Origin of the sequence: Gordonia aurantiaca, assembly GCF_039939235.1 — a bacterium.
In the GTDB taxonomy this organism is placed as follows: Bacteria; Actinomycetota; Actinomycetes; order Mycobacteriales; family Mycobacteriaceae; genus Gordonia.
The window spans coordinates 303671-329566 of record NZ_JBDUUF010000001.1; the positions used below are offsets into that span (position 1 = coordinate 303671).

The following is a 25896-nucleotide window of genomic DNA, read 5'->3' on the forward strand; positions in this document are numbered from 1 at the left end:
CAAAAGCAACGGGGTTTGCAATAATGGTGGCATGGCTACCGGCGAAGCGAACGCCCGGGCGGAGAACGCGGGTCCCGTCCGGCCCAGGCGACCCGGGGGCCGTAGTGCGCGGGTGCAGTCGGCCGTGTACACGGCCGTCGGGCAGCTCGTGGGTGCAGGGCAACGGGAGACGATGACGATTCCGCAGGTCGCCGACCTCGCCGGGGTGAACCCGACCAGCATCTACCGGCGCTGGGGGTCCATCGACGCGCTGCTCGGCGAGGTCGCCGTCGCCGCGCTCACGCAGGGTGAGCCGTTGCCCGACACCGGGACGCTGCGCGGCGATATCGGCGAGTGGGCTCGGGTCATCGCCGCCGACATCGGCCGGCCGAAACGGCGTGCGTACCTGCGCGCGATGGTGTCCGCGCGAGACGACGTCGTGGAGCTCTGCCCGTGCTGGGAGATCCGCCGCGAGCAGGCGCAGGAGATGATCGCGCGCGCCAACGGGCGCGGGGAGGCGACCCCGTCGGTGCGCCAGGTGCTCGACCACGTCATCGCGCCGCTCTACCACCACGCGGTGTTCGGGCTGGCCGTCGACGAGGCGTATGCCGCCGAACTGGTCGACGACGTCCTGTCGATTTTCGCCAGGAGTGCGACGTCGGCCTGACGAACCGATATGGTCCGGGCATGAAGAGGGTTCATGCGTTCACGGACGACGCGCTCGGGGATCTGGACGGTGTCGGCGTAGCGGAGCGGATCGCCTCCGGCGAGATCTCGCCGACCGAGGCCGTGGAGGCGGCGCTGGCGCGGATCGACAAGGTCAACCCGGTGTTGAACGCGGTCGCCTACGACGATCGGGAACGCGCGCGAAAGCGCGCCGTCGACAACGACTTCCCGTCCGGGGCGTTTGCCGCGTTGCCGTCGATCATCAAGAACAACACCGACTACGCGGGCTTGCCCACCCGGCACGGATCGGCGGCCGTGCCGGATCGACCGGCGACGACGAACGAGGCCTTCACCGACCAGTTCCTGGCGACCGGGGTCAATCTCGTCGGCGCGTCGACCCTGCCCGCGTTCGGGCTCACCGCCACGACCGAGTTCGTCGACCGCGAGCCGACGCGCAACCCGTGGGACACCGACCACTCGGCCGGCGGGTCGTCGGGTGGATCGGCGGCGCTGGTGGCGGCGGGCGCCCTGCCGATCGCGCATGCCAACGACGGTGGCGGTTCCATCCGGATCCCCGCGGCCGCCTGTGGTCTGGTGGGCCTGAAGCCGAGCCGCGGACGCACCGCCCCGGCGAAGCAGACCCAGGATGCCCCGATCGACCTCGTGTGCAACGGCATCGTGAGCCGGACCGTCCGCGACACCGCCCGATTCCTAGCCGACGCCGAGCGGATCCGGCCGGCCGGCGACCTGCCGCGGGTGGGGTCGGTGGAAGGACCGGGGAGGAAGCGACTGAGGATCGCACTCGTCACCGAGCCGCTCACCGGACAGCTGCTCGACCGCGAGACCCACAAGGCGGTCACCGGCGTCGCCGAGCTGGTCGAGACCCTCGGGCATCGCACGGAGATGATCCCGCTGCCGGTGGACCGGGCGTACGTCCGTCAGTTCATCGACTATTGGGCCCTGCTCGCCTTCGCGCTGGACCGCACTGGAAAGCGGTTGTTCGACAAGGGGTTCGACCGCAAGCAGCTCGACAGTCTGACCCGGGGCCTCTCGCGTCACTGTCTTCGCCACCTCTACCGAATGCCGTCGTCGGTCCGCGGCCTGCGCCGGGCCACCGCCGCGTTCCGCGGCCTGCACGAGCAGTTCGACGTCATCCTGACGCCGACGCTGGCGCACACGCCTCCGGAGATCGGGTACCTCGATCCCGGGATCGATTTCGACGAGGCGATGGACCGCCTGACGCGCTACGTGGCGTTCACCCCGGCCAACAACACCGCGGGTACCCCGGCGATCAGTCTGCCGCTGGCGCAGTCGGCGTCGGGGATTCCGATTGGCATCCAGTTCGCCGCCGACCTCGGCGACGAGAAGACGCTGCTGGAGCTGGCATTCGAGCTCGAGGCGGCACGACCGTTCGCGCGGATTCAGGACTGAGGTACGTTCTCGCGCGATGGTTCCGGGGCGGTCGGCCGATCGTCCGGTCTCGGTCGACACCCGTCACCGCCCTGCTGGTCGGTGACTGGCCGATCCGCCGCCAACGGACAAACCCACCACCGGGCAGCGATCCAGAACCGGTGGTGGGTTTGTCCAAGAGGACCGGGATTGCCGAAACCCGCTAGTGCGACACGGCCTTCTCCGCGCCGATGCCGGTCAGCGAGCGGACCTCCATCTCCGCGGTGCGCTCCACGTCACCGGTGTCCGACGGCGACGTCAGGGTTCCGATGATGCCGAGGACGAACGCCAGCGGAATCGAGACGATGCCCGGGTTGGCCAGCGGGAACCAGGCGAAGTCGGCGCCCGGGATCATCGACGACGCCGAGCCGGAGACGGCCGGGGAGAAGACGATCAGCACGATCGTGGAGATCAGGCCGCCGTAGATGGACCACAGGGCGCCGCGGGTGTTGAAGCGCTTCCAGTACAGCGAGTACACGATCGTCGGCAGGTTGGCCGCAGCGGCGATCGCGAAGGCCAGCGCCACCAGGAAGGCGATGTTCTGGCCGTTGGCCAGGATGCCCAGCACGATGCCGAGGATGCCGAGCACGACGACGGTGTAGCGGGAGACGCGGACCTGGTCGTCCTCACTCACCTTGTTGCGCTTGATGACCGACGCGTAGATGTCGTGGGCGAACGACGCCGACGCGGTGATCGCGAGACCGGCGACCACGGCGAGGATCGTCGCGAACGCCACCGCGGAGATGATGCCGAGCAACACCACGCCGCCCAACTCGAACGCCAGCAGCGGGGCCGCCGCGTTCTGTCCGCCGGCCGCGGCGAGGATCTTGTCCGGACCGACCAGGGCGGCCGCGCCGTAACCCAGGATCAGGGTGAACAGGTAGAAGGCGCCGATGAGTGCGATCGCCCAGACCACCGACTTGCGGGCCTCCTTCGCGGTCGGGACAGTGTAGAAGCGCATCAGCACGTGCGGCAGGCCCGCGGTGCCGAGCACCAGTGCGATCGCCAGCGACACGAAGTTCAGCTTGGACTCGAATGAGCTGCCGTACTGGGCTCCCGGAGCGAGAACGTCACGGGCAGCGACCTTTTCGTCGGCGGAACCGGTGATCGCGTCCTGTGCAGAACCCAGGATCGACGACAGGTTCATGCCGAACTTGGCCAGGACGATGAACGTCATGATCGCCGCGCCGCTGATCAGCAGGACCGCCTTGATGATCTGCACCCAGGTGGTGCCCTTCATGCCGCCGATGAGGACGTACACGATCATCAGCGCGCCGACCACCGCGATCACGACCGACTGGCCGAGACGGCTGTCGACGTCGAGCAGCAGCGCGACGAGGCCCCCTGCGCCGGCCATCTGCGCGAGCATGTAGAACAAGGTGACCGCCAGCGTCGAGATCGCCGCGGCGAGGCGCACCGGCCGCTGCTTCAGCCGGAAGCTGAGTACGTCGGCCATCGTGAACTTGCCTGTGTTGCGGAGCAACTCGGCGACCAGCAACAGTGCGACGAGCCACGCGACCAGGAAGCCGATCGAGTACAGGAAGCCGTCGTAACCGTAGACGGCGATGGCGCCGGCGATGCCCAGGAAGCTCGCCGCCGACAGGTAGTCACCGGCGATGGCGACGCCGTTCTGGGGGCCCGAGAAGCCGCGTCCACCGGTGAAGAAGTCGGCGGCGGAGTTGTTGTTCTTGCTGGCCCGGATGACGATGTACATCGTCACCGCGACGAATGCCGCGAAGATCGCGATGTTGGCGACCGGGCTGCCGACCGTCCCGGCGAGATACGTGATGTCAGTGGTGTTCACTGGGCGACCTCGTCATTCATCTTCTCGCGCAGCGCCTCGGCGCGCGGGTCGAGCTCACGGTTGGCGAACCGCACGTACAGCCCGGTGATCACGAAGGTGGTCACGAACTGCAGCAGGCCCAGCACCAGACCGACGTTGATGTCGCCCCAGAGCCGGATCGCCATGAAGTCGTGCGCGTAGGCCCCGAGCACGACGTACAGCGCGTACCAGGCCAGGAAGAATGCGGTCATCGGGAACACGAACCTGCGCAGCCGGGACTTGAGCTCCTGGAACTGGGGGCTGGCCTGCATCTCGACGAACTGCTCCCCCGTCGGCGCGGGTGGAGCCACTGCGGGATTGGTCGACACGTTGTCCTCCATCGGGATTCGTTCGCATCACAGGCGCGTCGCCGGGGTGGATCGGACGCTGTGATGGCACTGCTGTGATGGCACTACGGAGAACAGCCTGAATGAGGCGCAGATCACACACAATCGGGTGTTGTGGATCACACGCCGAAGTCGATTGTCCCTGCGACGGGCGGTCGATCGGCGTCGACGAACGGTGAGCGGTCAGCGGCCGTGACGACGCTCATCGGGCTCGCCGGGTCCGCCCTTCCCGACCACCGGCTCGATGCCGGGTCGTCCCGGAAGGCGGTCGAGGCCCATGCCGACCCGCTCGGGAACGTGCATCCGCGCGAAGGTGCGGGCCACATCGCCGGGGAGCCGGCGCCGCGTCGCGAGACTGACGACGATCATCGTGCCGAACGCCAGTGGCACGGTGACCGCCGCCGGGTAACCGACCACGACCGACAGCCAGCCGTCGAGAACGGAGTCGTCGACGATGTCGGCGATCGCGAGACTCGTCGCCGTCCCCGATGTCACCCCGCCGACGACCAGCCCGGCGATCGCCCCGGCAGCGGTCAGCCCCCGCCACCAGATCCCGAGGACCAGCAGCGGACACAGCGTCGACGCCGCGACCGCGAACACGAGGCCGACGGTCCGCGACAGCTCGAGCGACCCGGCCGCCAGCGACAGCGCGATCGAGATGCCGCCGCCGGTGAGCGCGGCGACCCGGAAGTCCCGCACCCGGCCCCGCAGCACGTCCGTCGACAGCGCGCCTGCCACCGAGACCAGCAGGCCCGACGACGTCGCGAGGAAGGCGGCGATCGCGCCTGCCGCGACCAGCGCCGCCAGCAGCCGTCCGGCGACCCCGCCGATCGCCGCGCTCGGCAGCAGCAGCACCGCCGCATCCGATGTGCCGGTGATCAGCAGCTCGGGCACGTACAGCCGCGCGAACACCCCGAGCAGCACCGGGAACAGATAGAACAGCGACAGCAGCGCGATCGCGGCGAGCGAGGTCCGGCGTGCCGTACGGCCGTCGGGATTGGTGTAGAAGCGCACCAGCACGTGCGGCAGGCCCATCACCCCCAGGAAGGTGGCGATGATCAGCGACAGCACCTGGAACAGCGGGTGGCGGTCCCCGAATCCGCTGCCCGGCGCGACCCAGTCGGACCCGTCGACCGGCGCGCCGTCGACGACCGGCGTGGCCGCCCCGGCGTCGAGCGAGATCACCGACCCCGACTCGATCACGTGCCGCCCGGCCGTCGGCACCGTCTCGCGCACCTCGTTCCCGTCGATGGTCCCGGTGACCCGCACCCCCTCCGGTTGGGACACGATGACGACGACGTCGGTGGTGACGTCGACGGTGGTCTGCGACGTGACACGCGGTGGTGCGGGCTCCCCGACCGGTGCGGGATCGCTCGCGAACACGCCGATCAGCACCAGCGTCGGGATCGCGATGGCGGTCAGCTTGAGCCAGTACTGGAACGCCTGCACGAAGGTGATCGACCGCATGCCGCCGCCGACCACGTTGACGATGACGATCGCGCCGACCGCCACCGCGCCCACCCAGACGGGTGCACCGAGCAGGATGTTCAGCGTCAGCCCGGCGCCCTGGAACTGCGGGATCAGGTACAGTACGCACACGACGACGACCACGACCATCGCCGTCTTGCGGACCGCGGCAGACGACAGCCGGAACTCGGCGAAGTCGGGCACCGTGTAGGCACCGGATCGACGTAGGGGTGCGGCGACGAACAGCAGCAGGCCGAGGTAACCGGCGGTGAACCCGACGGGATACCACAGCGCATCGGCGCCGTACTTCGCGATGAGCCCTGCGACACCGAGAAACGATGCGGCCGAGAGGTATTCGCCCGAGACCGCCGCCGCGTTCCACCGCGGTCCGACGGTGCGCGAGGCGACCAGGAAGTCCGACGTGGTGCGGGAGAACCGGCCTCCCCACGCGCCGACCGCGATCGTCGCGAAGGCCGCGGCGAACAGGGCGAGGGCGGTCAGGACGTCGACGCCGTTCACGTGCCGCCCGCTTCGGTCTCTCCGTCGTCGACGAGGCTCATGAAGTCGCGTTCGGCGTTCTCGGCGAGCCGCACGTACAGCCGGCCCGTCAGGTAGATGAGGGGAAAAGCCGCGAGGCCGAGGGCGAGCCACACGATGCGGAGGCCGAAGAGCGTGGCGTCGGCGACCTCGTCGAATGCAAATGCCAGCATCGGTATCGCGACCACGACCACCAGGAGCCCGAGTCCCAGCCGCAGCGCGAGTCCGAGTTGGGCGCGCATCAGGCCCCGGACGAGGGCGTCACCGATCTCGGTCTGCTCCTGCACCTCGACGCGGGTGCGCACCATCCGGGCGCCGCGACGCTGCGCGAGCACGACACGTTCGCGTTGCGGCGGGTTCTGCGACATCGTCTCTGCGTCTCTGCGTCTCTTGTGTCCGGGGCCGGTCAGGTGTCGTCGCGGGCAGGGGCGGACCGGTACTGACGCAGCGGGTCCCGGATCAGGCGGTCCTTGAGCTCGCGGAGCTGGCGCCGGCTGACCGGTAGCTCCACCGCCGCCGACTCCCCGTTGGCGCGGACCGCGACCACCGTCTGGTTGCCGGAGGTCCGCAGCCCGGTCACCATCGGCAGCGCCACCAGGTAGGAGCGGTGGACGCGGGCGAAACCCTTGTCCTGCCATCGTGATTCGAGCGTCGACAACGGGATGCGCACCAGGTGGGCGCCGGATTCGGCATGGAGCCGGGCGTAGTCGCCGACCGCCTCGACCCACGAGATCGTGTCACGCCGTACCAGCGAGGTCACCCCGCTCAGCTCGACCGGGATCACGTCGTCCGACGGCACGGCGCGTTCGGCCCGGTCCGCCGGCGCCCCGGCCGCGGACGCCTGACGCCGGCGGCGCGCCTCGAGGCCGGACCGCACCCGGGTCAGCGCCTGGGTGAGGCGTTCCTCGCGCAGCGGCTTGAGCAGATAGTCGACCGCGCCGACCTCGAAGGCGTCGACCGCCTTGTCCTCGTGAGCGGTCACGAACACCACCATCGGCGGGTCCGCGTACTTGGCGAGCACACCCGCGAGCTCGAGTCCCGACAGCCCGGGCATGTTGATGTCGAGGAAGATCGCGTCGACCCGATGGGAGTTGAGTTCGCGCAGGGCATCGGTCGCATCGCTCGCGGCGAGGACCTCGCCGACGTCGTCCTGGCGGGACAGCAGATAGGTGAGTTCGTCGAGGGCCGGTGGCTCGTCGTCTACCGCGAGGACTGCCAGCGCGGACATCCATCACCTCCCTGTGTGTCCCTGCGACCCAGGTGAACAGCAGGATCGTACCCCGCGCGACCCCTGTCGAAGCGGCCTCCGGCCGGCGGGGTGTCGGTTCCGGCGGACGGAGAAATCGGGAAAAAACGCGGTGGCAATGGGTGCGCCGTTCCGGGTTCTCGATACGCTGTCCACGGCCATCCCGACGTCAGACGGACATACGAGGACCTCGCCGGACGGCGTCGCCCCGCCGCGTTGGACGGAAGTTAGGAAGAAAGACACGGTGTTCTCCCGGTTCAAACCCAAGAACGATCTCTTCTACGGATTGTTCACGTCCTCGGCCCGGTGCCTGGCGGATGGGACCAAGGCCCTCACCGGTCTCCTCGATCCCGAACCCGAGATCGAGGCCACCGCGCGGCGGATGGTCGAGCTCGAGCACGACTGCGATCGCATCACCCACGAGATGTTCCGCACGGTCAACTCGAGCTTCATCACCCCGTTCGACCGGTCCGACATCTACCTCCTCGGCTCCAGCCTCGACGACGTCATGGACCACATCGAGGCCGCGACCCATTTGATGGCCCTCTACAACGTCACCGAGCTGCCGGGGCACCTGCGCGAGATGGTCGAGATCCTCGACACCTGCGCGAGCGTGACCGCGGACGCGATGCCGCGGCTGGCCGGAATGAAGGACCTCGAACGGTACTGGATCGAGATCAACGACCTCGAGAACCGCGCCGACCACGTCTACCGCAACTTCCTGGCCTACCTGTTCGACGGCCACCTCGACGCGTTGACGGTCATGAAGCTCAAGGACGTCGCCGACGAGTTCGAGGATGCGGCCGACTCCTTCGAGAAGGTCGCCAACATCGTCGAGACCATCGTCCTCAAGGAGTCGTGACACCCCTGTGTTCGCGCTTCTCGTGGTGATCGGCCTCGCCATGGCCTTCACGTTCACCAACGGCTTCCACGACTCCGCCAATGCGATCGCGACCTCGGTGTCGACGCGCGCCCTCACCCTGCGCGCGGCGCTGGCGATGGCCGCGGTCGGAAACCTCGTCGGATCGTTCTTCGGCGCGAAGGTGGCCAGCACCGTCGGCTCCGGCATCATCGACCTGAAGGTCGGCCCCGACGCCCTGCTGCTCGTCGGATGCGCCCTCGTCGGGGCCATCGCCTGGAACCTCATCACCTGGTGGTTCGGCCTGCCCTCGTCGTCGTCGCATTCGCTGATCGGCGGCATGGTCGGTGCGGCCCTGGTCGGCGGAGTGACCGTCCTGTGGGGCGGTGTCATCGACAAGATCCTGATCCCGATGGTGGTCTCGCCGATCGCCGGTTTCGTGCTCGGCGCCGCCGCGATGATCACCATCATGTGGCTGTTCCGCAAGGCCTCGCCCTCGGTCACGGGCCGCCGCTTCCGGCACGCACAGACCGTGTCGGCGGCGATGATGGCATTCGGTCACGGCATGCAGGACGCCGCGAAGACCATGGGCATCGTGGTCCTCGCGCTCGTCGTCGCCGGTTACCAGGACGATTACCACATACCGTTGTGGTGCTTCCTGGTCACGGCCATCGTGCTGGCACTGGGCACCGCGACCGGCGGCATGCGCATCATGCGCACCCTCGGTCGCAAGATCATCGAGCTCGACCCGCCGCAGGGCTTCGCCGCCGAGGCGACCGCGGCGTCGGTGCTCTACGTCGCGTCGCTGGGCATGGGCGCCCCGATCTCGACGACGCACGTCATCTCGTCGGCGATCATGGGCGTGGGGTCGACCAAGCGCACCAGCGCGGTCCGCTGGGGCATGGCCGGCAACATGGTCGCCGCCTGGGTGACGACCTTCCCCGCGGCCGCCGCGTTCGCCGCGTTGACGTTCGCGGTGGCGAGGCTGTTCACCTAGCGCTCACGAGCCGCTCACCGGCACCGGATCATGCGCGGATGCCAGCTCGGAACTTCGGGACCCGCATGCCGACCTTCGTGCCTGCACCGATCCCGGTTTCGACGACCAGGCCGTAGTCGTTGCCGAACGCCGCGCGTAGCCGGTGGTCGACGTTGGTGAGTCCCACGTGCGCCCCCTCGCCGGGGTCCAGCGCGTCGATCGCGCCGGAGCGCAACAGCTCGGGGTCCATGCCGACCCCGTCGTCCTCGACGGTGATCACGCAGTCGGTGCCCTCGTCGGCGGCGGTGATCGTGATGGTCCCGCCGCCCTTCGACGCCAGCCCGTGCCGCACCGCGTTCTCCACCAGTGGTTGCAGCGCGAGGAACGGCACCACGACGTTGAGGACCTCGGGGGCCACGTGCAGCCGCACGTCCAGCGAGTCGCCGAACCGTGCCCGCTCGAGGGTGAGGTAGCGGTCGATGTTGCGCAGCTCGTCGGCGAGGACGGTGTACTCGCCGCTGGCCCGGAACGAGTAGCGGGTGAAGTCGGCGAAGTCGAGGACGAGCTCGCGGGCGCGGTCGGGGTCGGTGCGCACGAACGACGCGATCGTGTTGAGCGCGTTGTAGATGAAGTGCGGGCTGATCTGGGCGCGCAGCGCGAGCACCTCGGCACGATCGAGGCGGGCGCGCGAGGCGTCGAGTTCGGCCAGTTCGATCTGGCTCGACACGTACCGCGCGACCTCGGCGACCGCGCCGAGCGTGCCCGGGCTCGGGCGTCGGGTGGTGGCCACGACGAGCACGCCGACGTTGACGTCACCGGCGACGAGCGGCTGCGCGATGAGCGCCCGCACCGGCGAGTCCGCGCCGCGCGGGTCGGCGACCAGCACCCGACGCTGGTCGCGGGTGGCCGACGCGGCGGCCTGTTCCGCCTCGCGCAGCATGGCCGGATCCCAGATCTCGTCTCCGCCCGGCTCGTGGGCGAGATGGCGCGGCTCGTCGTCGAAGAGCGCGACGGCCTCTGCCGAGGTCAGGGTGCGCAGATGGGGGAGGGCTTCGCGCGCCGAGTCCTCGGAGAGCCCGGTCCGCAGCGAACGCGCCGCGAGTGATGCGGTGTGCAGGGTCGAGTGCACCGCGCGTTCGGTCGGCGTGGTGACCACCCGCCGGGTCCGGATCAGGGCGATCAGGCCGACGACGACGATCAGCGCGAGGACGGCACCGACGATGGCGACTTGGCCGGTCATGATCCGACCTTACTGGGAGTCGCAGTCGGTTCGCGGCGTCAGTACGTGGCCCATTCGCCCTGCGCGTAGCGGAGGATGCGCGGGTTCATCAGCGTCGACGGAGGCAGGTCGAGCGGTTGGCGATCGAGGGGGAACACCGTGGCCGCGGTGAGTTGTTCGGCGCTCAGGAATCGCAGCGGTTCCGGCGGTTCGACGGTGGGGCTGACCGGCCCGCGCGTGCTCGACAGGTGAAAACCCCAGTCCCCGAACGCCGGAACATCGACGTGGTATGGCGTGGCCGGGAGTCCGGCGGCGCGCATGGTGGAGGCGATGCACCAGAACGACCTCGGGGCGAAATACGGCGACCCGGCCTGCACCACGACCCGGCCGCCGTCGGCGAGGTGGGCGCGGACCATCGCGTAGAACTCGGTCGAGTACAGCTTCGCGGTGGCCGTGTCGTCGGGATCGGGCATGTCGACGACGATCACGTCGAACCGGCGGTCGGTGTGCCGGAGCCAGCCGAAGGCGTCGGCGGTGACGATCTCGGCGCGCGGATCGGTCATCGATCCCTTGTTGAGCCGTTGCAGACGCTCGTCGGTGCGGGCCAGCCGGATCATCTCCGGATCGAGTTCGACGAGGGTGACGTCACGGATGTCGGGGTAGCGCAACACCTCTCGCAACGCCAACCCGTCCCCGCCGCCGAGGATCAGGACCGACGCGTGGGCACCGGCCATGGCAGGGTGCACCAGTGCCTCGTGGTAGCGGTGTTCGTCGATCGAGGAGAACTGCAGGTCGCCGTTGAGGTACAGGCGGGTGTCGGGACCGGCGCCGGTGCCGCGTTCGGTGATCACGATGTCCTGGTAAGCGCTGCGGGCGGATGCGACGATCGGGTCGCGGTAGAGGGCCTGCCGGGCGGTGACCTCGAATCGGCTCGACATCACGAGTGCGGCTATCAGAGCCGCCACCACCACGAGCGACGCCACCGACAGGGCCACGAGGTGACCGCGGCGCAACGCATTCCGGAAGATCACGAACACCAGGAGGCAGCCGGCGGCGGCGTTGACCAGGCCGACCACCAGGGCGCCGCGGAGCTGACCGAACAACGGCAGCAACAGGAACGGGAAACACAGGCCGCCGACGAGCGCGCCGATGTAGTCCACCGCGAACATGTCCGCCACCGCGGCCCCGGCCTCCTGGCGCCGAATCCGTTGCAGCAGCACCATGAGCAACGGGATCTCCGCGCCGATCAGCAGGCCGAGGACGAAGGCCACCGCGATCAGGGCGGGCGTGTAGAGCTCCAGATAGGCGAACGCGGCATAGAGCGCCATCACCGACAGGCCGCCGAGGAGTGCCAGGGCCAGCTCGACGACGGCGAAGGCCGTGACCGACCGCGGTTGCAGCGGTTTCGCGGCTAGGGACCCGACACCCATCGCGAACACCATCACCGACAGGACGATCGACGCCTGCGTCGCGGTGTTGCCGATCAGGAACGAGCCGAGTGAGACCAGCGCCAACTCGTACACGAGGCCGCAGGCAGCGCAGACGAACACCACTGCGAGCAGCGCCGATCGGGCCAGGCGGGGCCAGGCGACCACCGGATCGTCCGGCGGCGCGTCGTCGACGGTGTCGGTGGTGCTCATGACGAGGAGGTCATCGGCAGGACGTGGGTCGAGGATGTCGGGACGGGGGATTCACAGGATCGAGGCGGCGATGATGATCGCGACCCCGAGATGTGCGACCGCCTGCACCCACACGGCCGGATGGGTCTCCTCGTGGACCACGAGTTCGCCGAGCCTGCCCGGGGTGAGGGCGTCGATGACCAGGAAGGTCACCGCCATCACCACCAGGCCGATGGCCGAGTAGACGACGGTGTAGGTGAGTCCTTCCGGCAACCGGCCCTCGCTCGCGACGATCGACGCGGTGACGATGATTGCGACCGCGAAGAGGTTGGAGGCCACGAGGATTCCCGCGTTGCGGTTGCGGTCCGCCCACAGCTGGTGGCGCAGCTTCCCGGGGGTGAGCAGGTCGAGGATCGCGAACGCCACGATCATCAGGACCACGCCGACACCGGCGTAAGCGCCTGCGGCGTAGGCGTTCTCGGCGAGGTCAGCGAGCATCGTCATCTCCCTGGGGTCGGTGGTCGTGGGTGGACGTCGTGGTCGTGGTCGTGGTCGTGGTCGTGCAGGCGGTGGCGATCATTTGCCGCCTCCGCCGCTGCCACCGCCGCGGTTGCCGCTGCCGCTGCCGGAGTAGCCGGGGGTGGGAACCCAGAAACCGCCGATGTAGCTGTGATAGCGGTTGTAGCCCGAACGGTAGTCCCTGCTGAGCATCACGCGGGTCTGGTTGGCGGCGTACGGGAACAACGCGACGAGATAGTCGGGGTACTGCAGGAATTGGGCGCCGGCGATGTTCCCCGTCGCCGACGCTCCGGTCCGCTGATCGGTGGGCCGCTCGGCGTCGCGGATGTCCTCGGCCACCTCGGCCGGCGTGCCCTCGGCGAGGTAGGCGGCGACGTCCCCGTCGTCGAGGGCGGCGTTGCGCTGGTAGTTCTGCGAGATGAAGTCCCGCGCCGAGCCCCCGAGCCCGCCCTCCCGGACGATGCGGGCGCCACACGCGCCGATCAGCGCGAAGATCGTGATGACCACGATGACGCCGATGATGATGTTGCGGATCCGGTTGAGACGACGCCGCGCGTCATCGCCGGGCGTCGAGGACGGGCGACTCATGAGCCCGCCACCCGGTCGCGCGTGAGATGGCTTGCGGTGACCACGACCTCACCCGCGTTCGGGTAGGTGTGCCATGTCCGCCACGAGATCTCCTCCGGCAATGCCTCGGTGACGATGGCGGTCACCGCGTGCGGGTCGCCCGGGAAGACCCCGAGCACACAGGGGAACCCCGCGGCGGACTGTTCGGTCACGAGTTCGGTGAGCTGTTCGACGAGGGGCGCGAACCGATCCGGCGCGACCTGCTCGACCCGGGACGTGAAGTGATAGCCGGTCTGCTGGAAGGACTCCGGCACCGCGGAGGTGACCTCCGGCAGGCAGGCGACGGTCTCGCAGATCCGGCTCACGCCGTCGTCGACGACCACCTGGTGGCTCGTGCCGAGCAGCCTCACCGACACGGTGATGCCGTCGATCTCGGCGTCGCGGACCGCGAGCGGGTCCTGCAGCGGGGCGTCGAGGGAGAACCCCAGCCGTGCGGCGCTGGTGTCGGCGTACATCACGGACAGGGCGGTGACCGGGCTGGGGGTGAGGGGGTCGCCGGAGATCTCGGGTGCCCCGGGTTGTCTCGACATGGGTTTGTCCGGTCCTCGTGGACTAGTGGATCTCGGGTGACGGATCGGACGGGAAGATGCGGTAGTCGGCGCGCGACAGGAGCTCGCCGCGTGCACACTCCCAGCCGCTGCCGAAGTCCTCGAAGGACAGACGGTCGACGCCGGACTCGTAGTCGTGGTAGGCCATCACGCCCGATGCCGCGAGGCCGGTGGTGCCGGCGGAGGTGAACCGGGCGTTGCCCGCCTCGTCGGAGTGATACCGGCGGCCGTCGACCTCGACGGTGTCCGGACCCGGTTGCGCCGTGACGTTCGGGAGCTCGTGCCAGAGTACGACCTCGAGATCGGGATCGTCCTCCACCGAGATCCACGCCCGGCTGCCCAGTCCGGTGTCGAGGAAGTTCTCGGTCCAGGTGTAGCCGTCCTGGGTCAGCCGCAGGGTGCCGCGCACCGCGTAGGTCTGGCCGCGCAGCTCCACCAGGTCGCCGGGCTTGAGTTGCCGTGGGTCGCCGTAGACCGAGTCGTCGTCGGCCGACGAGAACGGGTCGTCCGACCGGTACGTGCGGTTGCGCAGGGCCTCCGCCTCGGCTTCCCGTGCCTTCCTTTTGCCCAGGTGATCGAAGATGACGACCACCGCGATGATGGCGAGCAGTGCCACGACTATGATCAGCAGGAACTCCACGGGACCGACGTTATCCGTGTCGGCGGGAGCAGTCAGCCGGGTCGGCGAGATGAATGACCTGCGAGACGAGTCACCGCGAGGCGATCGGCTGCCGATGTGTGACGCGGGCGTGTCCGGGGCCGGGCTCACGGTGTCCCGTCGATCTCCCGCAACCTCGCGATGACCGGTGCGAACTGCTCGCAGACAGGTTCGAGAACCGTGATGTAACCGATGCCGGTGTTCTCGCGGAGTTCGACGAGACGCCCGGCCAGGTCGGACACCGAGCCGATGAGGACCGACGGCAGGTCGCAGAACTCCTGCGGGCCGATCGTCAGTCCCCATCGGGCGATGTGCTCCTCGGCCACCGCGATCGGGTCGTCGGTGACCTCGACGATCTGTATCAGCAGGTTCCACTCGACCACGTCGGCGCGGGAGCCGGCGGCGGCACGCGCATAGGCGACCCGATCGCCGAACTCGGCCGCTGTGAGCGGGGCCAGGGCGCCGTCGCGTCCGGTCTTCGCGGCGGTGTACCCGACGATGTCGGCGCGTTCGGCGGCCATCCGCAGCAGACGGTCGCCGTTGCCGCCCAGAAGAAGAGGTATGCGTGACTGCACCGGCCTCGGCGTGAAGTCGGGATCGGACAGGAACGACATCGTCTTCTGCACGGTGTCGGCCAGATGATCGACGCGGCGTCCGGGCGGCAGATACTCGATGCCGGCCGACTCGAACTCGGCGCGCGCGTAACCGGTGCCGATCCCGAACTCGACCCGGCCGTCGGAGAGCTGGTCGACGGTCGCGACGTCACGGGCCAGCAGGGCGGGATTGGTGAACGCGGCGTTGAGGACGAACGGGCCCACGCGCAGGCGGTCGCTGATCTGTGCCGCGACCGCCAGCGCAGGCCAGGGGCTCGGGACGCCGAGGTGATCGGGGACGAGCACGACGTCGTATCCGAGTTCGTCGACCCAGCGCACCCGTCGTCGCCAGGATTCGGTGTCGCCGACCGCGAGCATGTTGACCCCGAACCGGAATGCCCTGGACGCAAGTGACATGTCCCCGAAAGTAGCGCCGGTCACAGCCTGCGGCCAGGGTCCGACGGTCCCTCGCGGGCCCTCGGCGACCCCGGAGCGGCCTTGCACTCTCCAGGGGCGAGTGCTAAAACGGACGTTGGCACTCGCGAGCCGTGAGTGCTAGGTCGGGACGGTGAGATCGGTTCCTGATGACACACCGGTCGTCCGTCGCGGGCACCGAGTCCGGCCATACGAACCTAGTGTCACCCCCCTTCGGAGGATCACTTACCCATGGCCAAGCAAATCGCGTTCGACGAAGAGGCCCGCCGCGGTCTCGAGCGGGGCCTCAACAGCCTCGCCGACGCTGTCAAGGTGACGTTGGGGCCCAAGGGTCGCAACGTCGTTCTGGAGAAGAAGTGGGGCGCCCCCACGATCACCAACGATGGTGTGTCCATCGCCAAGGAGATCGAGCTGGAGGATCCCTACGAGAAGATCGGCGCCGAGCTGGTCAAGGAAGTCGCCAAGAAGACCGACGACGTCGCAGGCGACGGCACCACCACCGCCACCGTCCTGGCACAGGCTCTCGTCCGTGAGGGTCTGCGCAACGTCGCTGCCGGCGCCAACCCGCTGGGTCTGAAGCGCGGCATCGAGAAGGCCGTCGAGGCCGTCACCGAGTCCCTCCTGAAGAGCGCCAAGGAGGTCGAGACCAAGGAGCAGATCGCTGCCACCGCCGGTATCTCGGCCGGCGACTCCTCGATCGGCGAGCTCATCGCCGAGGCGATGGACAAGGTCGGCAAGGAAGGCGTGATCACGGTCGAGGAGTCCAACACCTTCGGCCTGCAGCTCGAGCTCACCGAGGGTATGCGCTTCGACAAGGGCTACATCTCGGGCTACTTCGTGACCGACGCCGAGCGCCAGGAAGCCGTCCTCGACGACCCGTACATCCTGCTCGTCTCGGGCAAGGTCTCGACCATCAAGGACCTGCTGCCGCTGCTGGAGAAGGTCATCCAGGCCGGCAAGCCGCTGCTCATCATCGCCGAGGATGTCGAGGGCGAGGCCCTGTCGACCCTGGTTGTCAACAAGCTCAAGGGCACCTTCAAGTCCGTCGCCGTCAAGGCCCCGGGCTTCGGTGACCGCCGCAAGGCCATGCTGGCCGACATCGCCATCCTCACCGGCGGCGAGGTCATCAGCGAAGAGGTCGGCCTGACCCTCGAGGGCGCCGGTCTCGAGCTGCTCGGTACCGCCCGCAAGGTCGTCGTCACGAAGGACGAGACCACCATCGTCGAGGGCGCCGGTGACCCGGACGCCATCGCCGGTCGCGTCGCGCAGATCCGTGCCGAGATCGAGAACAGCGACTCCGACTACGACCGCGAGAAGCTGCAGGAGCGCCTGGCCAAGCTGGCCGGCGGTGTTGCGGTCATCAAGGCGGGTGCGGCCACCGAGGTCGAGCTCAAGGAGCGCAAGCACCGCATCGAGGACGCCGTGCGCAACGCCAAGGCTGCCGTCGAGGAGGGCATCGTCGCCGGTGGCGGCGTCGCCCTGCTGCAGTCGGAGTCGGCCATCGACGCCCTGAACCTCGAGGGTGACGAGGCCACCGGTGCCAACATCGTCCGCGTCGCTCTCTCGGCCCCGGCCAAGCAGATCGCCGTCAACGCCGGCCTCGAGCCCGGCGTCGTCGCCGACAAGGTCAAGAACTCGCCCACCGGCACCGGCCTCAACGCCGCCACCGGTGAGTACGAGGACCTGCTGGCCGCCGGCATCAACGACCCGGTGAAGGTCACCCGCTCGGCGCTGCAGAACGCTGCGTCGATCGCGGCCCTGTTCCTCACCACCGAGGCCGTCGTCGCCGACAAGCCGGAGAAGAACGCCGGCCCGGCCATGCCGGGTGGCGACGAGATGGGCGGCATGGGCTTCTGAGCCCGACCCCTCCTCTCGGAGCCTCGAGGCTCTGACTTTCTCAGCGGACCGGCCCACTCCTTCGGGAGTGGGCCGGTTTCGTCGTTCTGCAGGCTGTCCGTATGGCACCGCCGTCCGGAACGCGGCCGCGGGGACACGGTTGAATGAGGTCATGCCCTCTCCCATCAGCGTCGACGTGTGGTCCGACATCGCCTGCCCCTGGTGCTTCATCGGCAAGCGACGCCTCGAGCAGGCCCTCGAGCGCTTCGACGGCCGCGACGACGTCCACGTCACCTACCGCAGCTACGAGCTCGCCCCCGACACGCCCGTCGACTTCTCCGGGTCCGAGGTCGACTTCCTGGTGCGCCACAAAGGGCTCGCGCCGGAGCAGGTGGAGGGCATGCTCGCCCACGTCCGCGGCATCGCCGCAGAGGTCGGCCTCGACTACGACTTCGCGAACCTCCAGCACACCAAGACCCTCAGGGCACACGAGGTGTTGCACCTCGCGAAGGACCGCGGCAGGCAACTCGAACTCGCCGAACGGCTCTTCCGCGCGTACTTCGAACAGGGGCGTCATGTCGGTCGCCCCGCCGAGCTCGCCGACCTCGCCGCCGAGGTCGGTCTCGACCGCGAGGAGGTGCTCGACGCGCTGGAGTCCGGCACCTACGCCGATGCCGTCGCCGCCGACATCGACCAGGCGCGGGCGTACGGCATCACCGGCGTCCCCTTCTACGTCTTCGACGGCAGGTACGGCGTGTCGGGCGCGCAGGAGCCGGAGACGTTCCTCCGGGTCCTGGAGAAGGTTCGCGCAGGCGACGACTGACTTCCCGGCCGAGCGGGTACTCCGACCGGATGCAGACCTTTCTGCCGTACCCCGACCTCGCGCGGACCGCGGCCGTGCTCGATCCGGCGCGGCTGGGCAAACAGCGCGTGGAGACCCTGCAGATCCTGCGGGCGCTCGAACTCTTCGACTACGGCTGGAGCGGTCATCCCGCGGTCGCCATGTGGCGCGGGCACACACCCGCCCTCGTCGCGTACGGGCTCTCCGTCGTCGACGTATGGACCGGTGAGGGACGCGCCGACACCACTGCGTCGATGATCGCGGAGTTCGCGCCGGAGGTCGTCGGACGCACGCAGTCCGACCTGGACGCCGACGGTCTGCTGCCGCCGTGGCTGGGCGACGAACGACTGCACCGCAGCCATCGGTCCGCACTGCTGCGCAAGGACCCCGATTTCTATGCCGGCGTCTTCGGCGATGTCCCCGCAGACCTGCCATATCACTGGCCGGAACCGCCGGTGTCGCCGGAACCGACGGACTCGCGGCCGGTCCGGCTCGACGGTCCGGCGCTGTGGGTCGTCCGGCCCGCCGGGGCCGACCGGTACGCCGAGTTCCATCGGTATGGGATCGTCGGCGTCGGAACCGAATCGGGTATCGACGTCGACGCGTCGGCCGGCGGCGTCGACGCGCTGCGCGCACTGCTGAAGGAACGCGCCCCCGGGCGGCGGCCGGGCAAGGACCTGCGGGTGCTCGCGTCCTTCGTCGCCGATCTGGCGGTCGGCGACGAGATCGGCGTCGTCGACCCCGGCGATCCCGGCGTCCTCGAACTCGCCGAGATCGTCGGCGACTACGAATTCTCCGGTCGGGCAACCGCTCTCGTGCCACACCGGCGCCGGGTCCGGTTTGTCGGGAAGGTTGGCCGGGACCGGGTGGAACCGCCCGCGCTGCTCCAGAATCCGAGAACGCTGTTCCCGGTGCGCCTGCGAGCGCGGTGACACCCCGGGTCGGGGCGAATGTCGAGATCGCGCGCCCATCTGGGACGATGGGGCCCGTGAGCGTGAGTCCCGGTGCGCCCAGCCCCATCGCGAGCCTGCCCAATCTGCGTGACCTCGGTGGCTGGCCGACCGCCGACGGCCGGGTCGTGCGGTCCGGCCTGCTGTTCAGATCCACCGATTTCTCGTCCTTGGCGGTCGACGACCTCCCCGCCCTCGAGGGGCTCGGCCTGCGCACCCTGTTCGACCTGCGCTCGGCCCACGAACGCGAGGCCATCCCCGACCCCGCGCTGCCCGGCGCCAGGCACATCGGTCTCGATGTGCTCGCCGACGCGCAGATGTCGATCCCGGCGAACATCGGCGCCGTCCTCTCCGACCCGAAGACGGTCGCGATGGCCGGCGAGATGCTCTCGGGCGGCAAGGCGCGCGAGATGATCGCCGGCACCTACCGCGAGATGATCACCCTGCCCAGCAGCACCGCCGCCTACGCGGAACTCTTCCGCGGACTGCTCGGCGACGTGCCGACGCCGGTGCTGTTCCACTGCACGACCGGCAAGGACCGCACGGGCTGGGCGGCGGCCGCGTTCCTCACCCTGGTCGGGGTGGGGCGGGACGACGTCTACCGCGACTACCTGCTCACCAACGAACGACTCGTCCCGGCACTGAAGCCGATCTTCGACGGTTTCGCCGCCGCCGGCGGCGACCCGGAACTGCTCGTGCCGGTACTCGGCGTCGACGAGGTCTACCTCGATGCGGCGTTCGCCGAGGTGACCTCGCGGTTCGGCGGCATGGAGGCGTATTTCGCGCAAGCCCTCGGGATCGGCGAGTCCGACCAGGCGAAGCTACGCGACCGCTTCCTCCTCGGCTCCTGAGTTCCCGGCGCGACCCGCCGTTCTATGTATGGTTACATAGAACCTGAGGTCGAGAGATGAAGGAGGAGGTCATGGTGACCAACATCGAGTCCGTCATCTCCGGATCGGATGACCGTGGACCGCGCGAGCGGATGATCGTCCACGCGGCGGACCTGATCGGCCGCGACGGTGTCGCAGCGACGTCGATCGGCGACGTGATCGCCGCGAGCGCCGCCCCGCGCGGCTCGATCTACCATCACTTCCCCGGCGGCAAGACGCAACTGATGACCGAGGCCGTCCGGTACGCGGGCGACTTCATCTCCGAGCGACTGTCCCGCCGCGCCACCCTGACCCCGGCCGAGACCGTGCGCGAGATCGGCGGTGTCTGGCGCAAGATGCTGGTCAACACCGACTACCAGTTCGGGTGCCCGGTGATCGCCGGCGGACTCGCGCGGCGCGAGGAACCCGAGGTCGCCGACGCCGCAGCCGAGATCCTCCGCCGCTGGACGGACCTCGTCACCGCGCGACTCGTCGTCGACGGCGTCGACAGCAAGCGGGCCGACTCCCTCGCGAACCTGGTCATCGCCGCGATCGAGGGCGCGGTCGCGATCTGCCAGACCCAGCGCAGCGTCGAGCCCCTCGACCGCGTCATCGACGAACTGGCCACCCTGTGCGACGCCGCCGTCCAGCGGCAGTGAGCGCGGCGCAGACCTCCTGACGGGCTCGTCCGGGCGGACGGATGAGCAGTGCCCCCGGGCGCGCATTGGACACTCGGCGCACGCGTAGTAGGTTCACGTTGGCGTCGCGTGGGTCACACCGGCGCTGTGGAGAACGACGCACAGCCGAGATCCGGGGAGGGGTGAGCGGATGACGCCGGTTTTCCGGCAGGCGCTGGGCTCCGACTTCGACCGCCTTCATCCGAACGTCGCCTGGCGCTACGGCATCGACTCCACCTCCGGGGTCGCGCAGATTTGTCAGGGCATCTACGAGTCGGTGTACGTCTCGTCGGTGCTGCCGCCGCCGGCGCTATGGCACTACGCCAAGCGCAACGCGCTGCCCTCGAAGTCGAGCCGCATGGTCCCGTTCACGCAGGGCTACTACTGCTACTGCGACGAGCTCGGACGCGAGTCGCTGGCCGTGCTGCGCACGTTCCAGTACACGACCGGCGCGCGCAAGCTGAACTCGCTCCTCGTGGCCGGGCGGACCGGTCTCGTCGACTACTTCGGGGACGGCCCGGAGTTCCTCTACCCGATCGAGCCATCGGTGACGCCGTCCGGTGAACTGCTGCTCGAGAGCGGCCCGATGCGCTGGCTCGGCAAGGGGCCGCAGATCGGGATGAAGGGGCTGTTCACCGCGCAGATGAAGTACATCGAGGGCTGGGACGAGCGGCGGGAGCGGTTCCGCTGCGACATGACCGTCCGCAACCCGGTGATCGGCGAGATCATGCATTTTCGCGGGTGGTTCACCGCAGTCGACCAGGCGTGCACCCTGCAGGACATCCCGGACGAGGCGTGGCCGGTGAACCTCGTCGAGAGGGAGAGCTGACGCTTCCCTCCCGGCCGGTCCAGGGGTTTTCTCCCATCGCGGCGGTTCGTTGTGTGGGCGTGAGGGGCGGGCGGTAGGTTCAGCGCCATGGCTGTCTCTGCGAACACCGAATTCGACGTCGCTGCTCCCGCCTCCGTGGTCATGGAGGTCCTCATGGACATCGAGTCCCTTCCGGACTGGTCCGGCCCGCACAAGGAGGCCGAGATCCTCGACGAGTACGAGGACGGCACCCCCAAGACGGTCCGGATGGTCGTCACCGCGGCCGGCATCTCCGATGAGCAGACCTGCACCTACGAGTGGACCGAGAACACCTGCGAGTGGGATCTGCTGGAGTCCAATCAGCTCAGCCGACAGCACGGCAAGTACACCGTCACCCCGACCGACTCCGGCGCGCACGTCCACTTCGAGCTCACCGTCGACCTCAAGATCAAACTGCCCGGGCTGATCGTGAAGCGTGCGCAGAAGATGGCCGTCGACACCGCTCGCAAGGGGCTCACCGCCGAGGCGGAGAAGCGCGCGGCCGGCTGATCCGCCTGGTGTTGTGACGAGGTCATCGCCGGTCGTCGCGATCTCCCGGGTACCCGCCCGAAATGGCGGGTACGCTGGGATCGTCATCTGCCCGGGCATCGCACGATGGAGGCCAAATCACTTGAAAATCAATAAGTTTGCGGTGCGAGCACTGGCGCTTCTAGCCGGTGGCATCGGATGTGTCGCGTTTGCCGGATTCACCGGTGTGGGTGCGGCGTCGGCGGCCGTGCAGTGTTCGGTGGCCAACGGTCACCAGGTCGAGCGGGTCGTGGGTCCGAGCGGGTGCGGTGCGAAGGCCGGGGTGGGCAGTCGCGCGACCGCAGAGGATCTGAGCGCCGGCGGCACCGCCATCTCGGTCTCGGACAACGGCGGCGCCGCGCACTCGTACAACCTGCAGCCGGGTTCCTCCGCCCTCGCGGGCGCCAACACCCGCGGGGTGGCCTACTCCATCACCACCGGCCCCAAGGCGCTCTCCATCGCGCAGGCGCGGAGGGGCGGCACCGCGGTGTCGATCGGCGGCTGGGGCGGACAGGCCTACGCCGGGCCGGACGGGGCGATGTGCGCGGGCGGATTCGCGGCCGCATGGGACTCCTCCACCGGAAAGGCCTGCCTGCATTCGGGTTCGGTCGACCTCCGGAACTGATCGGCGCCTCCTCGACATCGGGGCGGTCCATCCGCCGTTTTGAGACGGACACGCCCGACGCGCCGGAATCGTCGGCCGGCGCGTCGGGCGTGGTTCATCTCCCGGTCCTATCGTGGGCGAGGTGACCGATCTCCACGAAGCAGATCCGACCATCGGCCCGGACTTCAGCCTGCTGAACGGCCGCGAGGCGCTCCAGAAGCTCGTCGACCTCCGGGACACGACGCAGTTCGTGGTCAACGACGACGATGACGACGACCCGGTCCTGCTGACCCTCCCTCATCGGAACGTCGTCGACACCTGGCGCGAGGACTACCCATACGACGAGCGGATGAGCCGCCGGGAGTACGAGGTGACCAAGCGGCGTCTGCAGATCGAGTTGCTCAAGCTGCAGAAGTGGTCGAAGAGAACCGGTCAGCGCCATCTGCTGGTGTTCGAGGGGCGCGACGCCGCGGGCAAGGGCGGCACCATCAAGCGGTTCAACGAACACCTCAACCCGCGCGGTGCGCGCGTGGTCGCGCTGGGCAAGCCGAGCGAACGCGAGGCCACCGAGTGGTACTACCAGCGCTACGTGCAGCATCTCCCGGCCGGTGGCGAGATGGTCTTCTTCGACCGCTCCTGGTACAACCGGGCGGGCGTGGAGCGGGTGATGGGTTTCTGCACCGAGGAGCAGTACCGCCTGTTCCTGGCGCAGACCCCGGCCTTCGAGAAGATGCTCGTCGACGACGGCATCAACCTCGTCAAGTTCTGGTTCTCGGTGACGCCGCTCGAACAGCGCACCCGGTTCGCCATCCGGCAGATCGATCCGGTGCGCCAGTGGAAACTCTCGCCGATGGATCTGGCGTCGCTGGACAAGTGGGACGCCTACACCGAGGCCAAGGAGGCGATGTTCGCCGCGACCGACACCGACCACGCACCGTGGACGGTCGTGAAGTCCAACGACAAGAAGCGCGCCCGCATCAACGCGATGCGGCACGTGCTGAGTCTGTTCGAGTACGAGGGCAAGAACCACGCCTTCGTGGGCACCCCGGACCCGCTCATCGTCGGTCGCGCCCGGGACGTCGTCGGGGAGTGACCGGGCCGGGAGCAGGCGGGGTCGGGGAGCAGTCGGGAGCGCCCGCACGGCCTCGGTAGCCTCGTGGCTGTGCGTAGCTTTCTCTCTGCTCTGTTGACCCTCGTCGCCATGGCGGCGACGGTGCTCGCGGTCCCGGCGCTCTGGCTGGACCTGCGCATCGTGGACCAGGAGGGATTCGTGTCCACGGTCGCGCCGATGGCGGAGAACCAGGACGTGAAGGACTATCTGGCCGACGAGATCGCCGCGCAGGCCGCCGCGCGCACCGACATCCCGATCGCGGCGCCGCTGGTGCATCCGCTGGCGGTGAAGTACACCGACAGCGAGCAGTTCCGGCTCGACTTCGCCGACGTCGTCGGTCAGCAACACGCGTACCTGTTCACCGAACCCGCGCCGGGCACCGACACCTCGGTGATGCAGCTCGACATCACGGGGATGATCAACCGAGCCCTCGGCCTGACCGGCCCGAACGCGATCTCCGGGCCGGTCGTCGTCGAATTGACCAACGGCGCTTCGGGTCTCGAAGCAGGGCGCTATGCGCAGGTGGGTGAGCAGATCTCCCTGCTCGCGCGTGGTTCGGCGGCGGTCGCGGTGATCGCGGCACTCGCCGCACTGTTGATCGCGCACCGTCGCAGCAGCGTCTTCGCGTGGCTCGGCCTCGGTGTCGTCATCGCCGGGGCGTCGACGTGGGCGATCGGTTTGTTCTTCGCCGACCGCGCCAAGCAGGAGGTGTCCGGCGCCGAATCGTCCGGCCGCAAGGTCGCCGAACTCATCATCGACGGCATCCACGACGACCTCACCCGCGTCGCGGTCGTCGTGGGTGGAGTGGGTGTGGCGATGTTCGTCATCGGCGCCCTCGGGCGGGTCATCACCGCCGGACGCCGCTAGTTCCCGACATCCCGCCCCTCGGCCGCGACCGCTGAAACACCTGACAGGAAAGAAGACAACGATGTCGACCACCGATCCGCAGCGCTTCCGCCTGGGGTTGTTCTCCGCGAACTGCTCCGGCGGCCTCGCGGTCACGAAGATCCCGGACCGCTGGTCGGCGTCGTGGGAGGACAACCTGCGTCTGGCGAGGATCGCCGACGACGTGGGCATCGATTTCATGCTGCCGATCGCGCGGTGGATCGGCTACGGCGGTGAGACCAACTTCCACGAGAGCGTGCTCGAACCGATCCCGTGGGCGACCGCGATCCTGGCGTCGACCGAGCGGTTGCGGGCGTTCGCGACCGTTCACACCGCGTTCAACCATCCGGTGGTCACCGCCAAACAGATCGCGACGATGGACCAGGTGGCGCCCGGCCGCGCGGGACTCAATGTGGTCGCGGGCTGGAACCAGCCGGAGTACGAGGCGATGGGCTCGGAGTTGCCGACCGACCACGACGCGCGCTACGAGATGGCCCAGGAGTGGTTCGACATCGTCACCGACCTCTGGTCGCGGGAGGGCAGGTGGGACCACGACGGCAAGTACTGGTCGTTGAAGGGACTCGAGGGCTCCCCGAAGCCCGCCGGTGGACGGGTGCCGGTCCTGAACGCCGGATCCAGTTCGCAGGGCAAGGCTTTCGCAGCCCGCAACGCCGACATGGTGTTCACGATCGTGGGCAGCCCGGAGGAGGGCGCCGACGTGGTGCGCTCGATCCAGGCGAGCGCGACGGCGCTGGGGCGCCGGGCCGGCGTCATCTCACCGACGCACGTCGTGTGCCGTCCCAGCCGCGCCGAGGCACAGGAGTTCCTGCACTACTACGCCGAGGAGAACGCCGACTGGGAGGCCGTCGACAACCTGATGCGATTGCAGGGCATGCATGCCCAGTCGTTCACCAAGGAGATGCTCGCGACCTTCCGCAGCCGGTTCGCCGCCGGCCACGGCACCTGCCCGATGATCGGTACCCCCGATGACGTCGCCGACGAGATCGCGAAGTTCGCCGCCGCCGGATTCTCCGGCATCACCATGTCGTTCGTCGACTACGCCGGCGAACTCGAGTACTTCGCCGCCGAGGTCATGCCTCGGCTGGCGAGCCGGGGGATCCACGTGCGGTAGCCGCCCGCTCGTCGAGCGGCGGGCGGCGCGCAGCCGTGCCGACGCGGCTC

Annotated in this window: 27 protein-coding genes; 15 read left to right on the forward strand and 12 right to left on the reverse strand. The window is 68.9% G+C overall.

Going from position 1 to position 25896, the window contains the following annotated elements; genetic code table 11:
* The first annotated feature begins 31 nt into the window (after positions 1-31).
* Together ABFT43_RS01345 and ABFT43_RS01350 are read left to right on the forward strand one after the other, a co-directional pair.
* Positions 32-646 (forward strand): TetR/AcrR family transcriptional regulator, encoded by a 615-nt coding sequence (locus tag ABFT43_RS01345; RefSeq protein WP_347958610.1) that lies wholly within the window; start codon positions 32-34, stop codon positions 644-646.
* Between the two features lie 20 nt (positions 647-666).
* Positions 667-2076, forward strand: coding sequence for an amidase (locus tag ABFT43_RS01350; RefSeq protein WP_347958611.1), 1410 nt, complete (start codon positions 667-669; stop codon positions 2074-2076).
* 181 nt (positions 2077-2257) lie between these two features.
* Here the strand turns inward: ABFT43_RS01350 and ABFT43_RS01355 are convergent, their stop codons facing one another.
* The 5 genes from ABFT43_RS01355 to ABFT43_RS01375 form a co-directional block, all read right to left on the reverse strand.
* Complete coding sequence (locus ABFT43_RS01355; RefSeq protein WP_347958612.1) at positions 2258-3898, reverse strand: solute symporter family protein; 1641 nt, start codon at positions 3896-3898, stop codon at positions 2258-2260.
* A complete protein-coding gene (locus ABFT43_RS01360) occupies positions 3895-4257 on the reverse strand; it encodes a DUF485 domain-containing protein (RefSeq protein WP_347958613.1) in 363 nt (120 codons plus the stop codon). Before ABFT43_RS01360 ends, ABFT43_RS01355 begins: the two co-directional genes overlap by 4 nt.
* Before the next feature lie 189 nt (positions 4258-4446).
* The gene (locus tag ABFT43_RS01365) at positions 4447-6249 is read right to left on the reverse strand and encodes a sodium/solute symporter (protein ID WP_347958614.1); all 1803 of its coding nucleotides are present in this window, start codon (positions 6247-6249) and stop codon (positions 4447-4449) included.
* On the reverse strand, positions 6246-6635 hold the full coding sequence (locus ABFT43_RS01370; RefSeq protein WP_347958615.1) for a hypothetical protein: 390 nt from the start codon (positions 6633-6635) through the stop codon (positions 6246-6248). The genes ABFT43_RS01365 and ABFT43_RS01370 overlap by 4 nt, the downstream gene beginning before the upstream one ends.
* A 38-nt stretch (positions 6636-6673) precedes the next feature.
* Positions 6674-7495 carry a LytR/AlgR family response regulator transcription factor gene (locus tag ABFT43_RS01375; protein ID WP_347958616.1) on the reverse strand — a complete coding sequence of 274 codons (822 nt, stop codon included), beginning with the start codon at positions 7493-7495 and terminating at the stop codon, positions 6674-6676.
* Between the two features lie 262 nt (positions 7496-7757).
* Between ABFT43_RS01375 and ABFT43_RS01380 the strand changes: the two genes are divergently transcribed.
* Both ABFT43_RS01380 and ABFT43_RS01385 read left to right on the forward strand, forming a co-directional pair.
* Entirely contained in the window at positions 7758-8375 is a 618-nt protein-coding gene (locus ABFT43_RS01380; RefSeq protein WP_347958617.1) for a DUF47 domain-containing protein, read from the forward strand.
* Between the two features lie 7 nt (positions 8376-8382).
* Positions 8383-9369, forward strand: coding sequence for an inorganic phosphate transporter (locus ABFT43_RS01385; RefSeq protein WP_347958618.1), 987 nt, complete (start codon positions 8383-8385; stop codon positions 9367-9369).
* 28 nt (positions 9370-9397) lie between these two features.
* On the opposite strand, the gene ABFT43_RS01390 is transcribed toward ABFT43_RS01385, so the two are convergent.
* From ABFT43_RS01390 to ABFT43_RS01420, 7 genes are all read right to left on the reverse strand, one after another.
* Complete coding sequence (locus ABFT43_RS01390) at positions 9398-10588, reverse strand: histidine kinase (RefSeq protein ID WP_347958619.1); 1191 nt, start codon at positions 10586-10588, stop codon at positions 9398-9400.
* A gap of 38 nt (positions 10589-10626) precedes the next feature.
* Entirely contained in the window at positions 10627-12207 is a 1581-nt protein-coding gene (locus tag ABFT43_RS01395; RefSeq protein WP_347958620.1) for a polyamine aminopropyltransferase, read from the reverse strand.
* 51 nt (positions 12208-12258) lie between these two features.
* A complete protein-coding gene (locus ABFT43_RS01400; protein ID WP_347958621.1) occupies positions 12259-12684 on the reverse strand; it encodes a DUF350 domain-containing protein in 426 nt (141 codons plus the stop codon).
* A 78-nt stretch (positions 12685-12762) separates the two neighbouring features.
* Complete coding sequence (locus tag ABFT43_RS01405; RefSeq protein ID WP_347958622.1) at positions 12763-13293, reverse strand: DUF4247 domain-containing protein; 531 nt, start codon at positions 13291-13293, stop codon at positions 12763-12765.
* Positions 13290-13862 carry a DUF2617 family protein gene (locus tag ABFT43_RS01410; RefSeq protein WP_347958623.1) on the reverse strand — a complete coding sequence of 191 codons (573 nt, stop codon included), beginning with the start codon at positions 13860-13862 and terminating at the stop codon, positions 13290-13292. The genes ABFT43_RS01405 and ABFT43_RS01410 overlap by 4 nt, the downstream gene beginning before the upstream one ends.
* Positions 13863-13884: 22 nt before the next feature.
* Entirely contained in the window at positions 13885-14520 is a 636-nt protein-coding gene (locus ABFT43_RS01415; protein WP_347958624.1) for a DUF4178 domain-containing protein, read from the reverse strand.
* A gap of 125 nt (positions 14521-14645) precedes the next feature.
* Positions 14646-15548: a TIGR03621 family F420-dependent LLM class oxidoreductase gene (locus ABFT43_RS01420; RefSeq protein WP_347958625.1), complete on the reverse strand. Its 903-nt coding sequence runs from the start codon at positions 15546-15548 to the stop codon at positions 14646-14648.
* 249 nt (positions 15549-15797) lie between these two features.
* Here ABFT43_RS01420 and groL point away from each other — a divergent pair, with 249 nt between their 5' ends.
* The 11 genes from groL (at position 15798) to ABFT43_RS01475 (ending at position 25846) form a co-directional block, all read left to right on the forward strand.
* Positions 15798-17423 (forward strand): chaperonin GroEL, encoded by a 1626-nt coding sequence (groL, locus tag ABFT43_RS01425; RefSeq protein ID WP_347958626.1) that lies wholly within the window; start codon positions 15798-15800, stop codon positions 17421-17423.
* A gap of 151 nt (positions 17424-17574) precedes the next feature.
* A complete protein-coding gene (locus ABFT43_RS01430; RefSeq protein WP_347958627.1) occupies positions 17575-18225 on the forward strand; it encodes a DsbA family oxidoreductase in 651 nt (216 codons plus the stop codon).
* 29 nt (positions 18226-18254) lie between these two features.
* Positions 18255-19175 (forward strand): MSMEG_6728 family protein, encoded by a 921-nt coding sequence (locus ABFT43_RS01435; protein WP_347958628.1) that lies wholly within the window; start codon positions 18255-18257, stop codon positions 19173-19175.
* Positions 19176-19231: 56 nt separating this feature from the next.
* Positions 19232-20044 carry a tyrosine-protein phosphatase gene (locus tag ABFT43_RS01440; protein ID WP_347958629.1) on the forward strand — a complete coding sequence of 271 codons (813 nt, stop codon included), beginning with the start codon at positions 19232-19234 and terminating at the stop codon, positions 20042-20044.
* 71 nt (positions 20045-20115) lie between these two features.
* Positions 20116-20721, forward strand: a complete 606-nt coding sequence (locus tag ABFT43_RS01445; RefSeq protein WP_347958630.1) for a TetR/AcrR family transcriptional regulator — start codon at positions 20116-20118, stop codon at positions 20719-20721.
* 169 nt (positions 20722-20890) lie between these two features.
* Complete coding sequence (locus ABFT43_RS01450; RefSeq protein ID WP_347958631.1) at positions 20891-21568, forward strand: DUF4166 domain-containing protein; 678 nt, start codon at positions 20891-20893, stop codon at positions 21566-21568.
* An 87-nt stretch (positions 21569-21655) separates the two neighbouring features.
* A complete protein-coding gene (locus ABFT43_RS01455; RefSeq protein WP_347958632.1) occupies positions 21656-22096 on the forward strand; it encodes an SRPBCC family protein in 441 nt (146 codons plus the stop codon).
* 121 nt (positions 22097-22217) lie between these two features.
* On the forward strand, positions 22218-22739 hold the full coding sequence (locus tag ABFT43_RS01460) for a DUF6764 family protein (RefSeq protein WP_347958633.1): 522 nt from the start codon (positions 22218-22220) through the stop codon (positions 22737-22739).
* Between the two features lie 121 nt (positions 22740-22860).
* Positions 22861-23811 carry a polyphosphate kinase 2 gene (gene ppk2, locus ABFT43_RS01465; RefSeq protein WP_347958634.1) on the forward strand — a complete coding sequence of 317 codons (951 nt, stop codon included), beginning with the start codon at positions 22861-22863 and terminating at the stop codon, positions 23809-23811.
* A 69-nt stretch (positions 23812-23880) separates the two neighbouring features.
* Entirely contained in the window at positions 23881-24696 is an 816-nt protein-coding gene (locus ABFT43_RS01470; protein WP_347958635.1) for a hypothetical protein, read from the forward strand.
* Positions 24697-24757: 61 nt separating this feature from the next.
* A complete protein-coding gene (locus tag ABFT43_RS01475; protein ID WP_347958636.1) occupies positions 24758-25846 on the forward strand; it encodes an LLM class flavin-dependent oxidoreductase in 1089 nt (362 codons plus the stop codon).
* Positions 25847-25896: the final 50 nt, after the last annotated feature.

Bases quoted from the DNA above. Each gene is read 5' to 3' on its own strand.
- ABFT43_RS01345 (WP_347958610.1), top strand. From the start codon at position 32: ATGGCTACCGGCGAAGCGAACGCCCGGGCGGAGAACGCGGGTCCCGTC.
- ABFT43_RS01350 (WP_347958611.1), top strand. From the start codon at position 667: ATGAAGAGGGTTCATGCGTTCACGGACGACGCGCTCGGGGATCTGGAC.
- ABFT43_RS01360 (WP_347958613.1), bottom strand. From the start codon at position 4,257: ATGGAGGACAACGTGTCGACCAATCCCGCAGTGGCTCCACCCGCGCCG.
- ABFT43_RS01370 (WP_347958615.1), bottom strand. From the start codon at position 6,635: ATGTCGCAGAACCCGCCGCAACGCGAACGTGTCGTGCTCGCGCAGCGT.
- ABFT43_RS01375 (WP_347958616.1), bottom strand. From the start codon at position 7,495: ATGTCCGCGCTGGCAGTCCTCGCGGTAGACGACGAGCCACCGGCCCTC.
- ABFT43_RS01390 (WP_347958619.1), bottom strand. From the start codon at position 10,588: ATGACCGGCCAAGTCGCCATCGTCGGTGCCGTCCTCGCGCTGATCGTC.
- ABFT43_RS01395 (WP_347958620.1), bottom strand. From the start codon at position 12,207: ATGAGCACCACCGACACCGTCGACGACGCGCCGCCGGACGATCCGGTG.
- ABFT43_RS01400 (WP_347958621.1), bottom strand. From the start codon at position 12,684: ATGCTCGCTGACCTCGCCGAGAACGCCTACGCCGCAGGCGCTTACGCC.
- ABFT43_RS01405 (WP_347958622.1), bottom strand. From the start codon at position 13,293: ATGAGTCGCCCGTCCTCGACGCCCGGCGATGACGCGCGGCGTCGTCTC.
- ABFT43_RS01410 (WP_347958623.1), bottom strand. From the start codon at position 13,862: ATGTCGAGACAACCCGGGGCACCCGAGATCTCCGGCGACCCCCTCACC.
- ABFT43_RS01420 (WP_347958625.1), bottom strand. From the start codon at position 15,548: ATGTCACTTGCGTCCAGGGCATTCCGGTTCGGGGTCAACATGCTCGCG.
- groL (WP_347958626.1), top strand. From the start codon at position 15,798: ATGGCCAAGCAAATCGCGTTCGACGAAGAGGCCCGCCGCGGTCTCGAG.
- ABFT43_RS01430 (WP_347958627.1), top strand. From the start codon at position 17,575: ATGCCCTCTCCCATCAGCGTCGACGTGTGGTCCGACATCGCCTGCCCC.
- ABFT43_RS01435 (WP_347958628.1), top strand. From the start codon at position 18,255: ATGCAGACCTTTCTGCCGTACCCCGACCTCGCGCGGACCGCGGCCGTG.
- ABFT43_RS01445 (WP_347958630.1), top strand. From the start codon at position 20,116: ATGGTGACCAACATCGAGTCCGTCATCTCCGGATCGGATGACCGTGGA.
- ABFT43_RS01450 (WP_347958631.1), top strand. From the start codon at position 20,891: ATGACGCCGGTTTTCCGGCAGGCGCTGGGCTCCGACTTCGACCGCCTT.
- ABFT43_RS01455 (WP_347958632.1), top strand. From the start codon at position 21,656: ATGGCTGTCTCTGCGAACACCGAATTCGACGTCGCTGCTCCCGCCTCC.
- ABFT43_RS01475 (WP_347958636.1), top strand. From the start codon at position 24,758: ATGTCGACCACCGATCCGCAGCGCTTCCGCCTGGGGTTGTTCTCCGCG.